Annotated in this window: 20 protein-coding genes and 1 pseudogene; 20 read left to right on the plus strand and 1 reads right to left on the minus strand. The window is 70.3% G+C overall.

Features of this window, described 5'->3' with window-relative positions; genetic code table 11:
- The 5 genes and pseudogenes from ACZ4LX_RS36515 to ACZ4LX_RS36535 form a co-directional block, all read left to right on the plus strand.
- On the plus strand, window positions 1–225 hold a 225-nt coding region (locus tag ACZ4LX_RS36515; RefSeq protein ID WP_467651407.1), incomplete at its 5' end, for a hypothetical protein.
- A 38-nt stretch (window positions 226–263) separates the two neighbouring features.
- Window positions 264–425 (plus strand): annotated as a pseudogene (locus ACZ4LX_RS36520) (arginine deiminase family protein); the annotation flags it as partial.
- Window positions 426–730: 305 nt separating this feature from the next.
- Window positions 731–940, plus strand: coding sequence for a hypothetical protein (locus tag ACZ4LX_RS36525; protein WP_467651406.1), 210 nt, complete (start codon window positions 731–733; stop codon window positions 938–940).
- 130 nt (window positions 941–1,070) lie between these two features.
- Window positions 1,071–1,685, plus strand: coding sequence for a restriction endonuclease (locus tag ACZ4LX_RS36530; protein ID WP_467651405.1), 615 nt, complete (start codon window positions 1,071–1,073; stop codon window positions 1,683–1,685).
- 166 nt (window positions 1,686–1,851) lie between these two features.
- Window positions 1,852–2,385: a P-loop NTPase family protein gene (locus tag ACZ4LX_RS36535; RefSeq protein WP_467651408.1), complete on the plus strand. Its 534-nt coding sequence runs from the start codon at window positions 1,852–1,854 to the stop codon at window positions 2,383–2,385.
- Window positions 2,386–2,637: 252 nt separating this feature from the next.
- Here the strand turns inward: ACZ4LX_RS36535 and ACZ4LX_RS36540 are convergent, their stop codons facing one another.
- Window positions 2,638–3,264 carry a ScbR family autoregulator-binding transcription factor gene (locus ACZ4LX_RS36540; RefSeq protein WP_467651404.1) on the minus strand — a complete coding sequence of 209 codons (627 nt, stop codon included), beginning with the start codon at window positions 3,262–3,264 and terminating at the stop codon, window positions 2,638–2,640.
- 149 nt (window positions 3,265–3,413) lie between these two features.
- On the opposite strand from ACZ4LX_RS36540, the gene ACZ4LX_RS36545 reads away from it, so the two are divergent.
- From ACZ4LX_RS36545 to ACZ4LX_RS36615, 15 genes are all read left to right on the plus strand, one after another.
- A complete protein-coding gene (locus ACZ4LX_RS36545; RefSeq protein WP_467651403.1) occupies window positions 3,414–4,412 on the plus strand; it encodes a ScbA/BarX family gamma-butyrolactone biosynthesis protein in 999 nt (332 codons plus the stop codon).
- A complete protein-coding gene (locus ACZ4LX_RS36550) occupies window positions 4,409–5,341 on the plus strand; it encodes an NAD-dependent epimerase/dehydratase family protein (protein ID WP_467651402.1) in 933 nt (310 codons plus the stop codon). The genes ACZ4LX_RS36545 and ACZ4LX_RS36550 overlap by 4 nt, the downstream gene beginning before the upstream one ends.
- A 164-nt stretch (window positions 5,342–5,505) precedes the next feature.
- On the plus strand, window positions 5,506–6,441 hold the full coding sequence (locus ACZ4LX_RS36555; protein ID WP_467651401.1) for a hydroxyacid dehydrogenase: 936 nt from the start codon (window positions 5,506–5,508) through the stop codon (window positions 6,439–6,441).
- A gap of 29 nt (window positions 6,442–6,470) precedes the next feature.
- Window positions 6,471–7,922: a M20/M25/M40 family metallo-hydrolase gene (locus ACZ4LX_RS36560; protein WP_467651400.1), complete on the plus strand. Its 1,452-nt coding sequence runs from the start codon at window positions 6,471–6,473 to the stop codon at window positions 7,920–7,922.
- Window positions 7,919–8,899, plus strand: a complete 981-nt coding sequence (sbnA, locus tag ACZ4LX_RS36565) for a 2,3-diaminopropionate biosynthesis protein SbnA (RefSeq protein WP_467651399.1) — start codon at window positions 7,919–7,921, stop codon at window positions 8,897–8,899. The genes ACZ4LX_RS36560 and sbnA overlap by 4 nt, the downstream gene beginning before the upstream one ends.
- Before the next feature lie 69 nt (window positions 8,900–8,968).
- A complete protein-coding gene (gene sbnB, locus ACZ4LX_RS36570; RefSeq protein WP_467651398.1) occupies window positions 8,969–9,976 on the plus strand; it encodes a 2,3-diaminopropionate biosynthesis protein SbnB in 1,008 nt (335 codons plus the stop codon).
- A 42-nt stretch (window positions 9,977–10,018) separates the two neighbouring features.
- Complete coding sequence (locus ACZ4LX_RS36575) at window positions 10,019–11,281, plus strand: phenylacetate--CoA ligase family protein (protein ID WP_467651397.1); 1,263 nt, start codon at window positions 10,019–10,021, stop codon at window positions 11,279–11,281.
- Between the two features lie 3 nt (window positions 11,282–11,284).
- A complete protein-coding gene (gene asnB / locus ACZ4LX_RS36580; protein WP_467651396.1) occupies window positions 11,285–13,087 on the plus strand; it encodes an asparagine synthase (glutamine-hydrolyzing) in 1,803 nt (600 codons plus the stop codon).
- 59 nt (window positions 13,088–13,146) lie between these two features.
- Window positions 13,147–14,148 carry an aspartyl/asparaginyl beta-hydroxylase domain-containing protein gene (locus tag ACZ4LX_RS36585; protein WP_467651395.1) on the plus strand — a complete coding sequence of 334 codons (1,002 nt, stop codon included), beginning with the start codon at window positions 13,147–13,149 and terminating at the stop codon, window positions 14,146–14,148.
- Window positions 14,149–14,204: 56 nt separating this feature from the next.
- Window positions 14,205–15,578 (plus strand): ATP-grasp domain-containing protein, encoded by a 1,374-nt coding sequence (locus ACZ4LX_RS36590; protein ID WP_467651394.1) that lies wholly within the window; start codon window positions 14,205–14,207, stop codon window positions 15,576–15,578.
- Window positions 15,575–16,909, plus strand: a complete 1,335-nt coding sequence (locus ACZ4LX_RS36595; RefSeq protein ID WP_467651393.1) for a YlbE family protein — start codon at window positions 15,575–15,577, stop codon at window positions 16,907–16,909. Before ACZ4LX_RS36590 ends, ACZ4LX_RS36595 begins: the two co-directional genes overlap by 4 nt.
- Entirely contained in the window at window positions 16,906–18,162 is a 1,257-nt protein-coding gene (locus tag ACZ4LX_RS36600) for an MFS transporter (protein WP_467651392.1), read from the plus strand. The genes ACZ4LX_RS36595 and ACZ4LX_RS36600 overlap by 4 nt, the downstream gene beginning before the upstream one ends.
- Window positions 18,163–18,208: 46 nt before the next feature.
- A complete protein-coding gene (locus ACZ4LX_RS36605; RefSeq protein ID WP_467651391.1) occupies window positions 18,209–19,234 on the plus strand; it encodes a GntG family PLP-dependent aldolase in 1,026 nt (341 codons plus the stop codon).
- A 249-nt stretch (window positions 19,235–19,483) separates the two neighbouring features.
- Window positions 19,484–20,479: a DMT family transporter gene (locus ACZ4LX_RS36610; protein WP_467651390.1), complete on the plus strand. Its 996-nt coding sequence runs from the start codon at window positions 19,484–19,486 to the stop codon at window positions 20,477–20,479.
- A 6-nt stretch (window positions 20,480–20,485) separates the two neighbouring features.
- On the plus strand, window positions 20,486–21,160 hold the full coding sequence (locus tag ACZ4LX_RS36615) for a ScbR family autoregulator-binding transcription factor (RefSeq protein WP_467651389.1): 675 nt from the start codon (window positions 20,486–20,488) through the stop codon (window positions 21,158–21,160).
- The last annotated feature ends 92 nt before the right edge of the window (window positions 21,161–21,252 follow it).

Below are 21,252 nucleotides of genomic sequence, written 5' to 3' on the forward strand. Positions count from 1 at the left end.
CGGAACACCGCCCCCGCTGACCGCCGCCGCCACCGGATCCTTGGCCTGCTCGAGGAAGACCCCACCCGCCTCTGGCGCCCACGTGACATCGCTTCACACTTCGGCGACATCACCATGGAGACCATGTATCGGCAGCTCTCCAGATGGGCCGAGACCGGCCTCATCCACAAACTCGGCCCCGGCCTCTACGCCGCCACAACGTGGACCCCAACACCCCTTGCATGAACTGCGAAAACGTTAACTACCCGGCCTTGGATCAAGGCCCAAGGCCCGTCATCGCCTACGACCGCAATACGCATACGAACGCCCTCCTGCGCAAGGCTGGTATCGACGTCATCACCATCGCCGGTGCCGAACTCGGCAGAGGACGAGGAGGCGGTCACTGCATGACCTGCCCTCTGGTCCGTGACGGTGTCGACTACTGACCGCTGCGGCACCCGGCCCGACTCCGCGGCAGGCTCGACCGATCGCCGACCGCGCTGGAGGTGGTGGCGCAGACGGGCCATCGGGACCCCCCTTGACGCGGTCCGCCGGTGAACCAGCCTTCAATGTCCAAGCCCCGGCCAGCAAGCACCTCACCGCTACTCCGGCACACTGGCGGTTCGGGGCGCACGATCCGGCCAAACAGTCACTTTGCGTCATCATTCAGTGACAGGGAGGCGCGACGGGGTGCTTTGCGGATACACAGAGGGGCAGGAACAACCGAGGAAGATCCAGGGACAGGCGCGGAATGCTGACGATCAACGTAGGAGTGCTCCTTGCTGTCATCGTTCTCCTGCGGCTGCGCCGACGCACAGAGGCCCGCAGCCGGAAGGACGAGAAACTCACTGTGATCATCGTGCTCGCTCTGGGCATTGTCATCGCACCGACCCCGGTCGGTGAAGGAATCCTCGGCTTCGTGGGCCAACTGGCCTCCGGCATCACCGACTCCAGCCGCTGACACCCCCGGAGCCGCCCCGATGGCCAACCGCCGCCCACAACGCCGCCCCGCACCCCGCCGCTCCATACGCCGAATCACGACGCGCCGACGTGGTACCCGCCCCCGCCGACAACGCAGGCACGACACTTGGATGACCCAGCTCGGCGTCGGCATCCTGATCGCCGCAGTGGCATGGGCCGTGATCTCGTGGCTCCTGGACCACTGGTGGATCCTGGTCGCTCTGGGGGCCGCCGCGACAGTGGGCGCAACGTGGTGGGCCCACCGCCACCAGCAACGGCAGAAGTGGGACCGAGTGCAACAGCGGGCCCTGCGCTACGAACTGGGGCAGCTGGACACCCTGCACCACCGCGATTTCGAGTACGCCGTACGCGACCTGATGCGCCGTGACGGATGCACCGACGCCCGCCAGATCGGCGGCGCCGGCGACAACGGCGCCGACGTCCTCGCCACCGACCCCCTCGGCCGCTCCTGGGTCATCCAGTGCAAACACCGCAGGGACGGTGATCGTGGCGCAGCCGTCGGCACCCCCGACCTCCAGCGAGTCAACGGAACCGCCCGCCAGCTGTACGGCGCGGACATCGTCCTGGTCGTCACCAACGGCCGCTTCTCCGCCCGATGCGAGCCACTCGCCGCGCAACTGCGCATGCACCTGGCCGACCGGCGAACCCTCGCCACCTGGGCCGGCACCGGACGTCCGCTGTGGGAGCTGCTGCCACGGATCCCCGCCCCCCGCAAGAGCCGGTAGCCGATAGCCGTAACAGCGTGCGAGCGCCTGCCTCACGGCACCGGTGCAGAGCGTGATCCGCCATCAGCCAAGCCTGGCAGGAGCCTTGCTGGGCACGCTATGCGCATCACAGGCCCGGCAGCCGTCCCTCGATGCAACAGGGGCGGCCGGTAGTGTGGTGCGAATGATGGTGGGTGCTTCGGAGACCAGGCTCGTTCTTCTGCGCGGAAACAGTGCTGCGGGCAAGTCGTCGGTCGCGGCCGGGATCCGGGAGCGGTTCGGCCGTGGCTTGGCCCTGGTCGGTCAGGACAACCTTCGAAGGGTCGTCCTGCGTGAACGCGACCGCCCCGGCGGCGCGAACATCGGCCTCATTGACACCGTGGCACGCTACAGCCTCGATGCCGGGTATCACGTCATCCTCGAAGGCATTCTCTACGCGGACCGTTACGGACAGATGCTCCAACAGTTGCGCGCCGACCACCGGGGCCACACCCACTGCTACTACCTGGACGTCCCCTTCCGCCAGACCCTGGCCAGACATGCGACCAAACCGATCGCGGAGGAGGTCGGCGAGGACCAACTGCGCGAGTGGTACCGGCCGCTCGATCTCCTGCCCGGCGGGATCGAGACCGTTGTCGACGCCGACAGCATCCTGGCCGACACGGTCGACCGCATCATGCGCGAGACCGGCCTCGCCCGGCTCCCCGCACGGGAGCACTGACCACTGGGACCGCGCCGGCGCCGGAGTTTCCCTGTATCCCGGGGGAGCTACGCCGGCTGCCGTCGTGGACGTCGTACCCGGACTTCCCGAGGCAGGTGCCTGACGCGTATGTCGCGGAGTGCGTCGGGCGGACCGGGAGCCTCGTCCACTGGTTCTTCCGCGGCCGGCACGACTGCTCGGGGGCCCTGTCCGGAGGGACCTGAGACCGGAGGGCCCGTCTGCGGGCCGGGGCCGGGGCCAGGGGCGAGCGGGTCAGGCCTGGTCGAACCTCTGGGATCCGGCGGGGACGGCTCTGGCCGCGGCCTCCGGCGTCGCGATGCCGGGGAGCATCTGCTGCCACCAGTGGCTCAGACGCTGGTGGAGATCACGGTGCCCGGACGTGACGTAGGAGAGGATCTGGATGCCGGTGAAGGAGCCCACCACGCTGGCTGCCACGTCCTCGGGTACCAGCCCCTCACGGAGTTCCGAGGCACCCTGGGCACGTGCCAGATCAAGGGCGAAGGCGCGCAGCCACCAGTTGTACATGCCGGAGTCGTCCGGCTGGAACATCCTCTGTTCCACGGTGAGACGTATGCTCGCGCGGAACAGGACATCCGTGCGCAGCCGGTGGGCCAGCTCGTGTGTGAAGTCGATGACCTGCTGCATCGGCGACGCGGCGGAGTCGCGTACCTCGATCGGAACCTCGGTCTGAGCGGTCATCACCCCCTTCGCGATCTCCTCCTTCGACTTGAAGTGGAAGTACATGGCTCCCTTCGTGATGCCGCTGCGCTCCTGGATCTCGTTGATGCTCGCGGCCGCGTAGCCGCGCTCGTCGAAGACCTCGGCGGCCCCCATCAGCAGCCTCCGTCGCGTTTCGATCGCCCGTTCCTGTCGCGTCATCGTGTTGCGTCCTCGCTTCCTGAAGATTTCGGTCTTGTGGTGAGGCTGCTGCAATGAGCCAAAAACAAACCGTACGTTAAGTATTGTAAGTCGTGTCCAGCGGCCATCGAGTGCCGCCTGGGGGATGCAACGCAGACAGGAGTCGTGAAATGTCGGTTGTTCTCACCTCTACGCACGTCCTCCCCGCCGAGCCTGTATGTCCTCTCACCTTTGAGCGAACAGCATCACGCGACCTGGTGCACCGTCGGGCCATAGGCGAAGTGCTGCTGACCGACCACTGGATACGTCTGGGAGCGCACCGTTTCAAGGTGGGCGCCCAGTGGTCGCGCGGGCACGGCTTCTACAGCCCGATCAATGATCGCTGGCATGATCCCCTGCTCGCCGCCGAAAGTATCCGTCAGGCGTCTTCTCTGGTCAGTCATGTCTTCTACGACCTGCCCCGGGACCACCCGACCCTGATGACGGAACTGAGCACGGATCTCGACCCGGACGCCCTTCTCCTCGACGACCGTCCGGTCGACGTCGAACTCGCCATCGAATGCAAGAACGTGGTGCTGCACGCGAACCGGCTCGCGGGGATGACCATGGACGTCTTACTCAGCCGCGGCGCGACGGAGATGGGGCGCGCCCGGATGGTGATCAACTGCATGCGTGGTTCCGTCTACCGCAAGCTGCGGGGTGCGTACGCCGAGGTGCCCGTCCGCATGCCCGTCCAGCCGGAACCCCTGCCACCGCACGAGGTGGGCAGGGTCGTCGAGGCCGACGTCGTACTCGGCCGGCCGCTGGAGGGCGGGGGCGCGGGGGACCGGTCCGGGAAGGTCTGGCCGCTGCGCGTCAACTGGGCGCACCCGACACTCTTCGACCACCCGACGGACCATGTGCCGGGAATGCTCCTGCTGGAGGGGGCGAGACAGGTGGCCCAGAGTCTCGCCGGCCCGGGCGCGATTCTGGCGGCCTCGATGTCCAACCGCTTCCACCGGTACGTGGAGTTCGACGCCCCGTGCCTCTTCCGCGCCTGCTTGCCGGACCCGCCGGGAGGCTCCGGTCCGCACGAGGTGCGGGTGGCGGCCGAACAGAACGGCGTCGTCGCCTACGAGTGCGTCCTGACGGTCCACGACGCGTCGGCGCCCTCGGGCGGATCGCGGTGAATCGCCCACGCCTCCTGGTCACCGGCGGCTCGGGATTTATCGGCGGCACGGTCGTTCCCCTGCTGAGCTCCGCGGGCGTGCGTGTGCGTGTACTGGTCCACGAGCGATCCGTCGAGGCGGGGCGGTACGCCGAGGTCGTCGACGGAGACCTCTCGGACCCCGCGTCCCTGCGCGGCATCTGCCAGGACGTGGACGCTGTGCTGCATCTGGCCTCGTACATCGGCAAGGACGAGGACCGGTGCGTCGCCGTGAACGTCGACGGCACACGCGGCCTCGTACGGGAGGCGAGGCGGGCCGGTGTTGACCGGTTCGTTCAGCTGGGCACCGCTGCCGTGTACGGCGGCCCCTTCCGCGACCTGGCCGAAGGAGCCATGGAGCCGCGTCCGGTCTCGCCGACCAGCCGCAGCCGCCTCCGGGGCGAGCGCTTCGTCCTGGAGGCGGGCGGTGCTGTCCTGCGCCCGTATCTCGTGTACGGCACAGGCGACCGGTGGGTGATGCCGGCTCTGCTGCGCATGCTGCGCGCCCTGCCCTCGGGATTGCCCGAACGCGGCGCCGCGCTGCTCTCGCTCACCGAGGTCGGCAGCCTCGCCGCGTCCCTTTCCCGCATGGCCGTCACCAGCCGGGCCAGGAGAGCGGCCGGCGTATTCCACGCCTGTCCGTCCGGCCCCGTCAGCCTGCGGGAGCTGGTCGCGGCGGCCCACCGTCACCTCGGCTTCCCGCTCGTAGGCGGTGACCAGTCCTTCGAGCACGCTCGGCAGGAGCTGGCCGCCGCCGGCTGCGACGGCCACCTCCTGGACCTGTTCGGTGTCGACCACTGGCTGGACGCGACCCGGCTCGGAGCCATGGGGGACCAGGACCGGACGCCCGAGGCCGGACTCTCGGCAGGCCTGACCGCCCACGCGGCCTGGTACCGCCAACAGCTCTTCTGATCCCGCGTCACCTCCCGCCGCACAGCTGCGGCGGGAGGTGACGCAGGACACATGCGCACGCCTCTTCCCGTAAAACAAACCGAACGTTAGGCTTTTGGAAATAAACCAATCGTTCGGCTTATTGAGTTCGGCTGTGTCCCCTCACCTCCCCAAGGGAGAGCTCTGTGTCCACACCGATCGTGATCGTGAGTGACGTACTTCCGGACGACGCCGTCGTCCCGCTCAAAGCCGCGTGCGAGGTCCGCCAGGTCGACGGCCGCGACCGTGCCGCCCTGTTCGCCGCCCTGTCCGACGCGGACGCCCTGATCGTGCGCAGCGGTACGAAGGTCGACGCCGAAGCGCTCGGCCACGCGCCCCGGTTGCGTGTCGTCGCGCGAGCGGGCGTCGGCCTGGACAACGTCGACACCGCCACCGCCGCGGCTCGTGGCATCACCGTGGTGAACGCCCCCGACTCCAACACCGTGAGCGTGGCCGAGCTCACCGTCGGGCTCATGCTCGCCCTGGTCCGCCACGTCAAGTCCGCAGCCCGCTCGCTGGAGGCGGGGCAGTGGCGCCGGTCCGACTTCACGGGCGTGGAACTCGCAGGCCGTACCGCGGGCATTGTGGGGAACGGCCGAGTCGGCCGGCAGGTCGCACGACGGCTGGCCGCCTTCGACATGCAGATCCTCGTGCACGACCCGTACGCCGTCCCCGCCGACAGCGGCGTCCGGTCCGTCGGGCTCGACGAACTGCTCGCCACCAGCGACGTCGTCACCCTTCACCTGCCAAGGACTCCGGAGACCACGGGCCTCATCGGGGCCCGGGAACTCTCTCTGATGCGGCCCACCGCATACCTGATCAACGCCGCACGGGGAGGCATCGTCGACGAGGCCGCTCTGGAACGGGCGCTGAGGGAAGGCCTCCTGGCCGGTGCCGCGCTCGACGTCTTCACCACCGAGCCTCCCGGCCCGGCGCCGCTGCTGCGCCTGCCGAACGTTCTCGGGATCCCTCACCTGGGTGCCAGCACGAACGGCGCCCAGCTCAGGGCCGGACAGGAAGTCGTCCGTCAAGTTCTCGCGGAGCTGGCTCCGCTGCTCGCACCCTCACCCGCCGCTGTCTGAGCGACCGCGCCCGCACGCCGGAGACCACCATGCCTGCACCTCTCTCAGCCGAGACAGTGCGCTCGCTGATCCCCAGAGCCCGTGACGACCTCGCGGAACTGGTCGCGCTGCGCACCGTCGTCGGGGCCTCGCCCCCGGACCAGTTCCGCCGTGCCGCCCGCCGGATCGCCGATCTGCTCGCGGACGCCGGCTTTCCCGAAACTCGCCTGCTCTCCACCGGAGACGGCCCCGAGACGGTCTACGCCCGCCGTCCCGGGTCGCCCGGCGCACCCTCCGTGGTGCTCTACGCCCACTACGACGTCGTCTCCGCCCAGGACGAAACCGCTTGGCGCACAGCCCCGTTCGAGCTGACCGAACGTGACGGACGCTGGTACGGCCGCGGCAGCGCGGACTGCAAGGGCAACATCGTCATGCACCTCACGGCGCTGCGGGCCCTCCAGGAGAACCGGCCCGGTGAGTCCGTGCCGGACCTCGATCTGATGGTCCTGGTGGACGGCTGCGAGGAACCCGGCGACGGAGGCCTGGAGAAGCTGCTGCGCGCCCACCCCGGTCTGGTGGTCGAGCCCGATGTGATCGTCGTCGCCGACACCGGAAACGTCGCCTCCGGTGTACCGACCCTCACCACCTCGCTGCGGGGCATGGCCGTCGTGGAGATCAGTCTCTCCACACTGTCCAAGACGCTGCACTCGGGCCAGTTCGGCGGGCCCGTCCCTGACGCGATGACCGCTCTCATCCGCCTCCTGGGAACGCTGCACGACAGCACGGGCACGACCCGGGTCCCCGGCCTGGCTCCCACGCGGGCACCGGGCGCCGAAGACGGCGGGGACCGCGCGGAGTACGCCGAGGGAGACCTCCGCGCCGACGCCGGATTCCTGGACGGCGTCGAGCTCATCGGCGCGGGCAGCGTCGCCGACCGGCTGTGGAACCTGCCGGCGGTCACCGTCCTGGCCGTACAGTCCCCGCCCCTCGACAGCGCCGTACCCGCGCTGCTGCCCTCGGCCAAGGCGCTGATCAGTGTGCGCACGACGCCGGGCACGGATGTGTCCGGCGCGCACGAGGCACTGGCCGGGCATCTGCGGGACCAGGTCCCCTGGGGCGCGCACCTGGAGATCCGGCGTGTCACCAGCGGTCCGTCGTTCCTCGCCGATACCGGGGGAGACGCCCACGGCGTGATGCGTGACGCCCTGCGGGACGCCTTCGGTGTCCCTGTCCGTGAAGTGGGGGCCGGTGGCTCGATCGCCGTCTGCTCCGCCTTGCGGTCGCTCTACCCGGACGCGGAGATCCTGCTGTGCGGCGTCGAGGATCCCCCGTCCAACATCCACGGCACCGACGAGAGCGTGAGCCCCCGCGAGATCGCCTCGCTGGCCCACGCCGAAGCGCTCTTCCTCCGCCGTCTGGCCGCTCTCCCGGCGAACCACCGGAGTGCTGGCGGCGACGGCGCCCCTCGCGCAACGCCGACCGGCCCGCAGGAGGACCGATGATCTACCAGCGTGCCTGTGACATCGTCACCGACGAGGTCTTCCTCGAAGTCGACGACGTCCTGCCGGGCAGCCATCTCTTCCTGAAGCTGGAAGGCATGAACCCGGCCGGGTCGGTCAAACTCAAATCCGCGCTCGGCATGGTCGACGACGCCGAACGCAAAGGTGTGCTCTGGCCCGGCGGCCGGATCGTGGAGTCGTCCTCCGGCAGTCTCGGCATAGCCCTCTCCGTGATCGCCGCCTCCTGCGGATACCACTTCACCTGTGTGACCGACCCGAACGTCTCCCCGCAGAGCCTCGCTCTCATCCGTGCTCTCGGGGCCGAGGTCGTCCAAGTGACGCGGCGGGACCACAACGGCGGCTATCTGGGCACCCGGATCGCCCACATCCACGAGATGATCGAGGCCGACCCGGGTCTGGTGTGGCTCAATCAGTACGCCAACCCCGCCAACGCGCAGGCCCATGCGCGGCGTACCGCCACCTCCATCCTGAAGAACATCGGGCACGTCGACGTCCTGGTGGTGGGCGCGGGCACCACCGGCACGCTCATGGGCTGCACACGGCACTTCCGGACGTTCTCTCCGTGGACGAAGATCGTCGCGGTGGACACCGTCGGATCGGTGACCTTCGGCGGCCCGCCCGGCCCCCGTCACATTCCCGGCCTCGGCACCAGCCGCCGCCCCGAACTGTGCCGGCCCGACCAGGTGGACGAGGTCGTCCTGGTGGACGAGAGCGACGCCGTCCGCATGTGCCGCCGCCTGGCACGTGAACGAGGGCTGCCGCTCGGGGGATCCACGGGATCCGTGCTCGCCGCGCTGGAGACGATCACCGACCGGATTCCCGCAGGCTCACGTGTCGTGGCGCTGTCCCCGGACATGGGAGACCGCTACGTCAGGACGATCTACGACGACGAGTGGGTGACCGACACCTTCGGAACGGACGTTCTCGGAAATCCCGGCAGACGTCCCGTCGCCGTGTGACCGGCCGTCTGCCCGCAGAGCGACGCACGACGTACCCGTTCGGACCAGAAACGAGACGAGGAATCCCGCATGTTCGACTTCCACGTGGTGGGCGGCGCGGTGCTGCGCACCCTCATCGACGACTCCCGCCCCGACATCGTCGACACGGTACGCTCCGCCTACCTCACCCACCACGACGGTGACTCCGTCAACCCCAACAGCTACTTCCTGCGTTTCCCGGACAAGCCGGATGCCCGCATCATCGCACTCCCCGCCCACCTCGGAGGCGACTACGGCGTCTCCGGAATCAAGTGGATCGCCAGCTACCCCCGCAACATCGAGCGCAACATCCCGCGCGCTTCGGCCACGCTGCTCCTCAACGACTACGAGACGGGCTACCCCTTCGCCTGCCTGGAGGCGTCCCAGATCAGCTCCGCCCGCACCGCCGCCTCCGCCGTCCTGGGGGCACAGGAACTGGCCGGCGGACCGACGGCGAACCGGATATGCCTGGTGGGCTCCGGGGTCATCGCGCGCAACATCGCCGAGTTCTTCGCCGCGCAGTCGTGGTCGGTGGACAGCTTCGTCGTCCATGACCGGGACGCCTCCTACGCCTCCGCCCTCACCCGCCGCATCGGTGAACTCGGTTACCGGGCCGAGCAGGAGGATTCCTACGAGAGGGCAGCGGCCGACGCCGACATCGTGGTCTTCGCCACCACGGCGCCCGAGCCCTGGGTCACCGGGGCGGACGCCTTCGCCCCGGGCCAGACCGTCCTCAACATCTCGCTGCGGGACCTCGGGCCGGACGTCGTGGCCGGCGCGCAGAACATCCTCGACGACGTCGACCACTGCCTGACCGCCAACACTTCGCCCCACCTGGCCGAACAGCAGCTCGGAAACCGCGACTTCATCGACGGCACCCTCGCACAGGTGCTGCGCGGCGAGATCACTCCGGCGACGGACCGGCCGCGCATCTTCTCACCCTTCGGGCTCGGCATCCTCGACCTCGCGGTGGGACAGCGCCTCTACCAGCAGGCAGTGGACAAGGGCCTCGCGGTCTCCGTGCCCGGCTTCTTCGGTGAGACACAGCGCTGGAACTGACGCCCGCACGCTCTCCTCCTTCGCCCGAAGAAAGGCCCCGTCATGCCTCTCAGTACCGTCACCACATGGCCCCACGCCCCCGCGCGAGAAGCGGAGCTGGCCGCCCTCGCAGCCGGCCACGCCCAGCGCTTCCCCTGGTACCGCGAACTGCTCCTGCGCCGCGGCGTCCTGGGTTCCGGCGACCTGTCCGGACTGCCGGTCATCGGCACCGGCCTCCTCGGCGCGCACTACTACACCGCGGAACACCCGCAGCTGCCGGGCGCGTCGGCCTACCACACCTCGGGAACCTCCGGCGGACAGCGCAAGAGAATCCTCTACTCACCCGCCGACGACGACGCCTACGTGGCCCATCGCCGCCAGCTCTTCGGGGAGTTCACCCGATCCGTACCGCACGGCTCCGTTGCCGTGGCCGACCTCGGCACCGGCCACGCCGCGGCCTCCGCTCGCCGCGTCTTCCTCGAACTCGGCTTCAACGCCCACGACATCGACTTCACCCGGCCCGTGGACGAGCACGTGGAGAAGCTCAACACCTGGCGCCCCGACATCCTCTTCACGATGCCGATGATCCTCGACAAGCTGCTCCAGGCCCGTCCCGGCCTGGACATCCGCCCGCAGAAGATCATGGTCGTCGGCGATGTCGCGCCCGTCGCCTGGCGCGACCACATCGCCGGCCGGTTCGGGCTGCGCGCCGAGGACGTCATGGACGTGTTCGGTTCCATCGAGGTCGGGGCCATCGCCCACTCGTGCGCGGAGACCGGCCTCTACCACTTCCACGACCACATCGTCCCGGAGGTGGTTCCTCCCGAGGAGCTGGCCCACCTCACCGAGGACGACCGGATCCTGTCCCGCCAGGAAGGAAGCGGGGCCCTCCTGCTCACGTCCCTCGCGCGCGGCTACTTCCCCGCGGTCCGCTACGTCACCGGTGATGCCGTCACCGGTCTGCACCGCATCCGCCACCACGGCCGCGAGGTGTTCGCGTTCGAGCGCATCGACGGGCGCCTCGCCGGAGACTTCAAGCACGGCGAGCGGATCAGCAACCACGACCTCGCCCAGATCATGGCCGAGAACTTCCCCGGCCGCCCCTTCGAGGCGTCCGACGAGGACGGTCTGGTCATCAGCGTCGTGGCGGACCAGGTCGGCGACGACCGGATCGCCGCGGTCCGGGCAGCCGTCGACCGACTGGCCCCCGACGTCGCGCAGATGATCGCATCCGGCCTCGTCGGACCGGTCCGTGTGAAGGCCGTTCCCCTGGACGGACTCAGATCCGGCCACGCCAAGCGCCGTCTCGACCTGAAAGAGGGCTGAACAGTGTGCGGAATCGCCGGAACGGTGTCCCTCGGACACGCTCCCGTCCACTCTCCCTACGCGTCCGCCGCCTGCGCGGCCATGGCACACCGAGGCCCCGACGAGACGGGGACCTTCGCCACGGCGGACGCCGCCCTGGCGATGTGCAGACTGAAGATCATCGGCCTGCACGACGGGTCCCAGCCCGTCCACAGCGACGACGGAACCGTAGTCTGCGTCCTCAACGGCGAGATCTACAACCACAAGGAACTGCGCGACTTCCTGGCCTCCCGGGGCCGTCCGGTGCGCGGGGGCAGCGACGCACAGGTACTGCCGCACCTGTATCAGGAACTGGGTGAGAGTTTCGTCGAGCGGCTCCACGGTATGTTCGCCGTCGCCCTCTACGACATCCGTCACCGACGACTCGTCCTGGCCACCGACCGGGTCGGCAAGAAGCCGCTGTTCTACACCAGGCCGACCGGCGACTCGGTGGCGTTCGCCTCGGAGCTGCCCGCTCTGATGCTGCACCCCGGCATCAGCCGGGACACCGATCCCCTCGCCATCGACCAGTACCTCAGCTACCGGGTCGTTCCCGCGCCGCACACCATCTACCGGCAGGTCCGCAGGCTGGAGCCGGCGACGACGCTGGTGTTCGAGGCAGGCCGTCCCGAACGCAGGCGCACATACTGGCAGTTCGACTTCACCGCCGAGTTGACCGACACGCCTGCGGACGAGATCGACGACCGGATCGACGCACTGCTCCAGCAGGCCGTGCGGGACCGGCTGGAGTCGGAGGTGCCACTCGGCGCGATGCTCAGCGGCGGCCTCGACTCCAGTCTGGTGGTCGCCATGGCGACCCGGCAGCTGGGCCGGCCCATCCACACCTTCTCCGTCGGCTTCGAGCACGCCGCATTCGACGAGTCGGTGCACGCCCGGGCCGTGGCCGATCACTGCGGTACCCACCACCACGTGTACCGGATCGGCGCCCAGGACGCGAAGGAGGCCGTCGACACCATCCTCACCCACATGGGCGAGCCCTACGCGTTCCCGTCCGCCATCGCGGCATCCTGCATGTACAAGCTGGCAAGGCAGCACGTCACCGTGGTGCTGACCGGCGACGGAGCCGACGAGATCTTCTGCGGATACGGTCGCTACCAGCGCCTGCGCGACCTGACCGGCGGCGGTGATCTCGCCGACCGCTACGAACGTGTCCTCGTGGACGGTGTGCCCCACGTGCTCAAGGACGAGCTGTACTCGGCCGACTTCGCCACGCGGATCCCAGGACACCCGCACAACCACCTCAGGGCCCGCTTCGGCCGCACCGATCCCTCGACGCCGGACCTCGACCGGGCCATGCAGGTCGACAGCGGATTCTGGCTGTCGGACGCACAGTTGGTGAAGATCGACCGCATGTCCATGGCCCACTCCGTCGAACCCCGCAGCCCGCTGCTCGACCACCGGCTCATCGACTACGTCACCCGTATCCCCGCCGCCCGCAAACTCGTCGGCGGGCAGGAGAAGGCCCCGCTCAAGCGGGTGGCCGCCCGCTACCTGCCGCGGCAGGTCCTGGAGCGCCGCAAGCAGGAACTCGCCGTGCCCCTGGAAAGCTGGCTCGGCACGGAGCTGCGCTCCACCATCACCGACACCCTGCTGTCCGAAGCCTCGCTGGAACGCGGCTACTTCCGCCCGGACGTGCTGCGCTCCACGGTCCGCGAGTTCCGTCCGGCGCACAGCTACGCGCTGTGGACGCTCTACATGCTGGAGCGCTGGCACCAGCTCCAGGAGGGCAGCGTCGCCCACGAGGCGCCCGCAGTCGCCCACGCCTGAGCCGACACCGCAACACACCTCCACCCGACCGTACCCGCACGCCCGCGAAGGTGACTCTCATGCCCTCTTCCACGACACTCCTGGGCGCACCGTCCATGCCCGCCGAAGGAGTCAAGCTCAGACCCACGTTCGACGCTGCCCGACTGCTGCGCGAACTCACCTCTGTCCGTGAGCACTCCTGGGACCAGCAACGCGTCTACACCGAGGACGGCGTCGGCGCCGCAACCGATGTGGACTGGCGTTGCCTCGCCCTGCGCAGTCCCGGTGGCGCCGGCGACCGCACGGACCCGGGCGGCCCCGGCCCGCTGCGCTTCGCGGACACCGTGTGGCTCGACCGGATCCCGTACGTCCGCGAAGTGCTGGAGTCGATCCCGGCCCCGCTGCATGCCGTCCGGTTCATGGCGCTCGGCCCCGATACCGTCGGTATGGACCACACCGACCCCAAGTACGGGCCGCGCTGGGGTGTCGGCCGGCTGCACGTGCCGGTCGTCACCAACCCCGACGCCGTGCTCGTTCTCGACGGTGTCGAACACCGCTGGCAGCCGGGGGACTTCTGGTTCGGCGACTTCAGCCGCACCCACCGCGTGCAGAACAGCGGAAGTGAGCACCGCGTGCACCTGGTCATCGATGTCCTGGTCACCCCCGGCCTGGCCTCCCTCTTCCCGGAGACCTGGCAGGAGTACTTCAGCGAGGGCGAAGTCCTGTTCAACCGTCAGGAGAGCCCGCAGACCGCCGACGAGCGTCGCCGACTGGGCACCACCCGCTTCTCCCTCCCCGCCACGTTCCATCTGTGGGAGGACTTCACCCCGCTCTCCGCCGACCAGCCCCAGGAGACCGCGACGCTGGCCGAGGACGGAGACCGGATGATGCTCCGGCTGTCCGGTGACCGTGTCTTCGCGCCCGTGCACCTCGGCGACAACGAATACCGCCTCGCGGGCTGGAGCGAGGAACGCACCTTCCAGGTCTTCCCCGACGGCCCGGACCCCAGGGTCGTGCTGCGGACCCGCGAGGGCGACCGGGTCCACGAACTGACCGTGCCCGCCGAGCGCCTCGCCGCCTGACCCACCAGCGTGCGGGGCGCAGCCACGGCTGCGCCCCGCCCCGACCGAGGGAAGCCATGACCGCCTACCGCGACAGCGGCGCGCCATTCGCGGCGACCGCCACCGACCGTCCCAGGCCCGTCGTCATAGTCATCACCGACCTGGTCGTGCTCGCCAAGCATCTGCGCCTGCTGGAAGCGGCCGGACAGCGCGGCCTGACACCGCTGTTCGTCTTCGGGCCCGAAACCCCCGCCGCGGAGCTTGCCTGGCATCGCAGCGACCCGGAGCACCCGCTCTCCCGTATTCCCGACGAAGACGTCCGGCATGTCGCGGACACCTCGCTGGAGACCCTGCTGCACGGCGTCACCCCCTGGCTGTGCGACCGGACCGTGCGTGCGGTCCTGAACGTCGGCGAGGTGTTCGTGGAGGCCGCCGGAGCCCTCGCCCAGACGCTGGGGCTGCCCGGCCCCGGCACGCACGCGGCGCTGATCTGCCGCAACAAGGTGCTCCAGCGCATGGCCGCCCCCGGTCTCGCGCCCCGCTGGACCCTGCTCCAGCCGGGCCGGACGCGGCCGACGGACGGCTGGGACGTGTTCCCCGCCGTCCTCAAACCTGCGTCGCGGATGTCCAGTTCGGGCGTACGGGCGGTCCACGGGCCGGGTGCCGTACCCCCGCTCCTGCCCCACTACGGACCCGACGAGCTGCTTCTCCTGGAGGAACGGATCGTCGGCCGCGAGTACTCCGTCGAGACGCTGGTCCGGGACGGCGAGGTGCTCTGGGCCGGCATCACCGCGAAGGACACCAACGAATCCGGCACGTCCTTCTTCACCGAAACCGGTCACACATCTCCCGCGCCCGGCCTCACCCCGGCCCAGGAGGAGCTGCTGCTCCGGGCCAACACCGAGTTTCTGCGGGCCGTCCGGTTCGGCACCGGCATGTGCCACGCCGAGTTCAGACTGACGGCGCAGGAGCGGGTGATCCTGATGGAGGCAGCGGCCCGCCCGCCGGGCGACGCCATCACCCGGCTGTGGCGCCTGGCCACGGGCATGGACCTGGACGCCGCCCTGCTGGACCTCGCGCTCGGCGCCGAGCCCGCCACCGCGCCGCCGCGCCGCCGCGCCAGGCAGGTCTACCTCGACCACCCCCGGGGGCTGCTCGCCGATGTGACGACAAGGGACGTACCCGTCCACTGGGTCAGTGAACAGGGCCGGTGGCCGGACCTGCCGCCGCTCCCGGGCGACGCACCGCCCCGAGGACACGCGGTCCTGGTGAGCCGCCGTCGCGGCGACCTGCTCGGTGACCAGACCGACTCCCAGGGCCGGTCGGTCTCCGTCGTCCTGGACGGCCCCCTCGACGCGGATCTCGACAAGGCCGTGGCCGAGGCGACCGCGATCACGACGATCCACACGCTGGAGCCGTCGACCGCCGCGACCGAAGAGGCAGTTCGGTGACCGCTCACCCCACCGCAGCCCCCGGCACGGGCACCGGGGCCACGGCGCGCGACGCGGCCAACGCCCGGGCCGTGGCCCGCCTCACCGACTCCCGCCCCGTCCTGGAGACCGTGGCCCCCGCCGGTGAGGTCGTCCCCGGTATGACGCCCCGGACAGTCCTCGTCTCCGGTCCTCCCATGCTGTGGGAGGAGTACGGAGGCGGGCAGCGCCGGGCCGTCATCGGCGCCGTCCTCTACGAGGGCCTCGCCCGGAACACGGCCGAGGCCGAAGCGCTGCTCGCCGACGGCACGATCGAGGTGCGGGCCTCCCACGACCACGCCACGGTCGGATCGCTCACCGGTGTGTGCACCGCGTCGATGCCCGTCGTCGTCGTCCGTGACGAGGCCTCCGGACGGCGTGCGTTCTGCCGGATGAACGAAGGCGCCGACCGGGCCTCGCTCACCTTCGGAGTCTGGGACGAAGGGGTCGGCAACCGGCTGCGACACGTTTCCGAGGTCGTCTCGCCCGCACTCGCCGAGGTCCTGGAGCACCTGGGAGGGCTGCCGCTCACCCCGCTCGTCCGCCGGGCCCTGGCCATGGGCGACGATCTGCACAGCCGGCACAAGGCGTCCGGCGCACTGCTGCGGACCGTCGTCCTGGACGCGCTCCTCGACCTGTCCACGAGCGGGGTCGCGCCGCACCACCGGGCGCTGGCCACCTATCTGCGCTCGGCCGAGTACCTGTTCCTGCACCTCGTGATGGCGGCGGCCAAGGCCGCGGCAGACAGCGCCTCCGGCATCACCGGCAGCACGCTGGTCACCGCGATGAACCTCAACGGCAAGCAGTTCGGGTTACGGGTGTCCGGCCTCGGCGACCGCTGGTTCACCGCCCCGCTCCCGCCGGTGTCCACCCTGCGCGGCCGCCTCTACGACGGCTGGACCACGGACGACCTGGCGTACGTGGGCGGGGAAAGCCTGATCACGGAGACGATCGGCCTCGGCGGCATGGCCGCCGCTGCCGCCATGCCCCTGCAGGACCACTCCGCCGGCACGCCGGCCGACATGATCCGCCTCACCGAACGCATGTACCGCATCACCCTGCGGGAGCACCCCGAGTACCGCATTCCCGCCCTCGCCTACCGCGGCGCGCCGTGCGGCATCGACGTGACGCGCGTCGCGGAGACCGGGATCGTCCCCGCCATCCACCTCGGCGCGACGCTGCGCGACGGCGGGCACGCCGGCGCCGTCCTGTTCCTTCCCCCGATCGGACCCTTCCAGCGGGCGGCGGAATCGCTGTCCGCCACCTCACCCGGTCACCACCATCACACCAGCCCGACCCGGAGAAACCTGTGACGCCCTCGCTGCCCTCCCGCCCGGACACGGACAAGGCCCCCCTGACCGACCCGGACGGTCCCGACCGCCCGGCCAACCCACCGGCCAACTCCCCGGCTCCCCCCGGCTCCGTCCGCAACTGGCTCGCTGTGGTCGCCGTGGGCATGGGCGTCTTCGCCTTCACCACCACCGAGATGGTCCCGATCGGACTGCTCCCTGCCATGAGCCGTGACCTCGGTGTCTCGGAGGGATCCGTCGGCCTGTCGGTGACCCTGTACGGCGCCATCGCGGGCCTCTTCGCACCGGTGCTGACCGCGGCGACCCGCAGGCTCGACCGCCGCGTGCTGCTCCTGCTGGTCCTCGCCATCTTCATCGCGGGCAACGCGTTCACCGCACTGTCGTCCTCGTACGCCGTCCTCATGGTCTCGCGGCTGCTGACGGGCTTCGCACACGGCGTGATGTGGTCGATCGCCGCGAGCATCGCCATCCGTCTGGTGCCCAAGGAACAGGCCGTCAGGGCCACCGCGGTCGTCTTCAGCGGCATCTCCATCGCGTCCGTCGCCGGCGTGCCCTTCGGTACCTTCATCGGCCAGTCCGACTGGCGTACCGCGTTCTGGGTGATCTCGGGGATAGGCATCCTGATCCTGACGGCGGCGGTGCTGCTCGTGCCACGCCTCGAACCACGCACCGTAGTGCGCCTGGCCGAACTGCCCCGGCTGCTGAGGGACAGCAATCTCCGGATCGCCACCCTCGTCACCACGGCCATGGTGATCGGCCATTTCGCCGCCTACACCTACGTCGCGCCCTTCCTCGAACAGGACGCGGGCATCCCGGCCCACTGGGTCAGCGCCCTGCTGCTCCTGTACGGCGTGGCCGGCATCATCGGCAACTTCGGAGGCGGCGCGGCCGCAGCGCGCGCACTGCGCACCACCACGCTCACCTGCATCCTGCTGCTTGCCGCGGCCGTCGTCCTGCTGGTGGTCAACGGCGAGTGGCACCCAGGAACGGTCGTCCTGCTGCTCGTGTGGGGCATCGCGTACACCGCGCTGCCGGTCTGCCTGCAGACCCTCGTCTTCGCCAGCGCCCCGCAGGCCCCCGAAGCCGCGACCTCGTTGTACATCTGCGCCTTCAACGTCTCCATCGCGCTCGGCGCGCTGGTCGGCGGGCGGTTCGTCGACACGTCCGGACCCTCCGCGGTGATGTTCATCGGTGCCGGATTCAGCGTGGTCGCCGCCCTCCTGATGACCCGGTACCGCGTCGCCCGCCCCAAGTAGCCGGCCCGGTCGTCACCAGTGCCGAACACCCCTCCCGGAGGCCTTCATGACTGTTCCCCCCGTCGGACCGCCGGTCGACCTGCGCTCCGACACCGTCACCCGGCCGGACACGCGGATGCGCGAGGCCATGGCCCGTGCCGAGGTCGGCGACGACGTCCTCGACGGAGATCCCACCATGCGGGCGCTGGAGGTGAAGGTCTCCGGGCTCCTCGGCACCGAGGACGCGCTGTGGGTGCCCAGCGGATCGATGGGCAACCTGATCGCCCTGTGCGTACACCTCGAACGAGGAGACCGTTTCCTCGCCCCGGACCGCGCTCACATTCTCGATCTCGAAGCCGGTACGGCCGCCTGGCTGGCCGGAGGCATGCCCCGTGCTCTGCCCTGGACGGCCGACCCCGGGGTGCCGGAGCCCTCCGACATCAGCAGGGCCGTCGCCCCCGGCGGACCGTATTTCGCCCTGCGGGACCGGTTGTTGTGCCTGGAGAACACCCATGGCGCAGCCGGCGGCACGGTCACCACTCCGCGGCAGCACCGCCGCCTGGTCGCGGTCGCCCACGACTCCGGGCTGCTGGTCCATCTCGACGGCGCCCGCCTGTGGAACGCCGCCTCCGCACTCGGCGTGGCACCGGCCGTGCTGGCCGAGGGCGCCGACACCGTCCAGGTCTGCCTGAGCAAAGGGCTCGGCGCGCCGGTGGGTTCGGTGCTGGCGGGAAGCACGGAGTTCGTGCGTCAGGCCCGTCGGGTCCGCAAGATGCTCGGGGGCGGTGTCCGGCAGGGCGGAGTCCTGGCGGCGGCCGGACTGGTGGCCCTGGAGCGCCGGGACCGACTGGCCGTCGATCACGAACACGCCCGGCTGCTCGCGGCCGGCCTCGCCGACCGGGGATGGAAGACCGCAACCCCGCAGACCAACATCGTCATGGTGCCCGTCGACGACCCGGCCGGCACCGTCGCCCGGCTCGGACGCGACGGCATCCTCACATTGCCGACGGACACCGGCGTCCGCATGATCACTCACTGTGACGTATCCCGCCACGACATTCTGCGGACGATCGATGCCTTCCCAACCGCCTGAGCGGGGTACCGGGGCGGCGGGCACCGCGCTGCCCCCCGGAGTACTGCCACCGGGTGCAGGCCGGCCCCGGCACCCGGCCGGCCTGCCGACACCCCCCAAGCGGTGTCCGACCTCGCTCGGCCGGACACCACCGAGCCGCCTGCCGATCCCCCCACCGGAGCGCCCATGCCGTTGTCGCGTACACCACTCAGCTGGATCCCCGAGAACGCCTCTGTGCCACGACCCCGGCCACCGGGCGAACCGGAGCACGTGTCCGGTGTCACCAGGTCCGCCGCCCTGCCGCTGGCCGGGGCCGTCGCCGGAGGCGTCGCGCTTGCCCTGGAGTCCGTGGTCAACGGCAGACTCGGGGAGCACGCCGGATCCGTGGCCGCGGCAACCTGGTCGAACATGCTCAGTCTGGCCGTCGTGGCCGTCGCGGCGGTCTTCCTGACGGCGCCGCGGTCGGCGTTCGCCTCCCTGCGCGGCGCATTGCGTTCCGGCAGTCTGCGCCCCTGGCACTGCCTCGGCGGCATCGCCGGTGGCAGCATGATCCTTACCCAGGCGCTGACCGCGGCGCCGCTCGGCCCGGCCTCGTACACGCTCGCACTCGTCTCCGGCCAGACGCTGTGCGGGGTGCTCGTCGACCATCTCGGCCTGGGCCCGGGTGCCGCGCACCCGGCAACCCGGCGCCGACTGGTCGGCGGAGTGCTCTCCGTGTGCGCGGTGGCCCTTCCGGTGCTGGCCGCACCGGACGCCGGACGCACACTGGCGCTCGCTGCCCTGCCCTTCCTCGCGGGCTGCGCGCTGTCCTGGCAGATGGCGGTGAACGGCCGGGTGGACGAGGCCGCCGGGCGGCACCCGTACCCCGCGGTCCTCCTCAGCTTCGCCACCGGCAGCGCGCTGATGCTCGCCGCCGCCGGGATACTGGCGGTACTCGACCGGCTGCCCGAACCCCGCTCCGGCCCCTCGTGGCACTACACGGGTGGCCTGCTCGGCTGTGTGGTGGTGCTGTCCGCCGTGCTGACCGTGCGCCGGATCGGTGTACTGGCCGCGGGGCTCGGCATGGTGGGAGGACAGGTACTCGGGTCGCTCGTCCTCGGGCCGCTGATGGGCCAACCGCCGCCGCACCTCTGGGCGGTCGTACTCGGAGGGGTGCTGCTGATCGGCGCGGCCGTACTGGCGGCTCCGCCCGCCACGTCCCCCGGCCCCCCCTCGCCGCCTCTCACGATTCATCCGCCCGACGGGCTCGACAGAGGAGAAAAGTGACCTCTGGTGGTACGACAGCAACGCGCCATCCGTTCACGCGAAGCCATCCTGCGCGCCACGGCAAGGGTCGTCGACCGGCACGGTCTGACCGCCGCGACCATCACCAGGGTGAGCGTCGAGGCGGGCCTCTCCAAGGGTGCGATCTACTTCCACTTCGCCGACAAGAACGCACTGGCCTCCGCCCTGGAGCAGGAGGCGGCAAGGGCGTTGGACGGGATGGCGGCCGCTCAGACGTGCCGGGCGACTCCCGCTCTCACCGCAGTGGTCGAGACGACCCGCGAACTCGCCCGCGCGCTGACCGATGACGTGGTCGTGCGGGCCGGGTTCCAGGTCAGCTGCGACCGTGCCGAGGGGGGAGAGCCGGTCCTGCGCGGCCGGCTCTCCTGCCTTTTGGTGAGGTTGCTGGAGGACGCCCGGCGCGACGGAAGCCTCGCGCCGGGCGCCGCGGTCGACGACATCGTTGTCTGCGTCGTCGCGATCACGGTGGGAATCCAGATGCTGGCCCGTCAACGCGGCGAGGCTCAGGTGGTTTCCCAGGTTCTGGAACGCTTCTGGCGCGGCACTCTGCCCGAACTGGCCCCCGGCCCGCTGCCGAGGTACCGGAGGCCACGGTCACAGGACGGGCAGGAGGGCGGTCCGGAAGGCAGAGCGGAGGCCTGCGACCCCACCGACTGCCCTTAGGTTCTGTCGTCAAATGATCTTGTGTGGTGGATCATGGTCGGGTGATACGTCGCCATGAACTGTCGGATGCCGAGTGGGAGTTCGTCCGCCCT

The sequence above is a fragment of the Streptomyces sp. NPDC026062 genome, assembly GCF_055568375.1.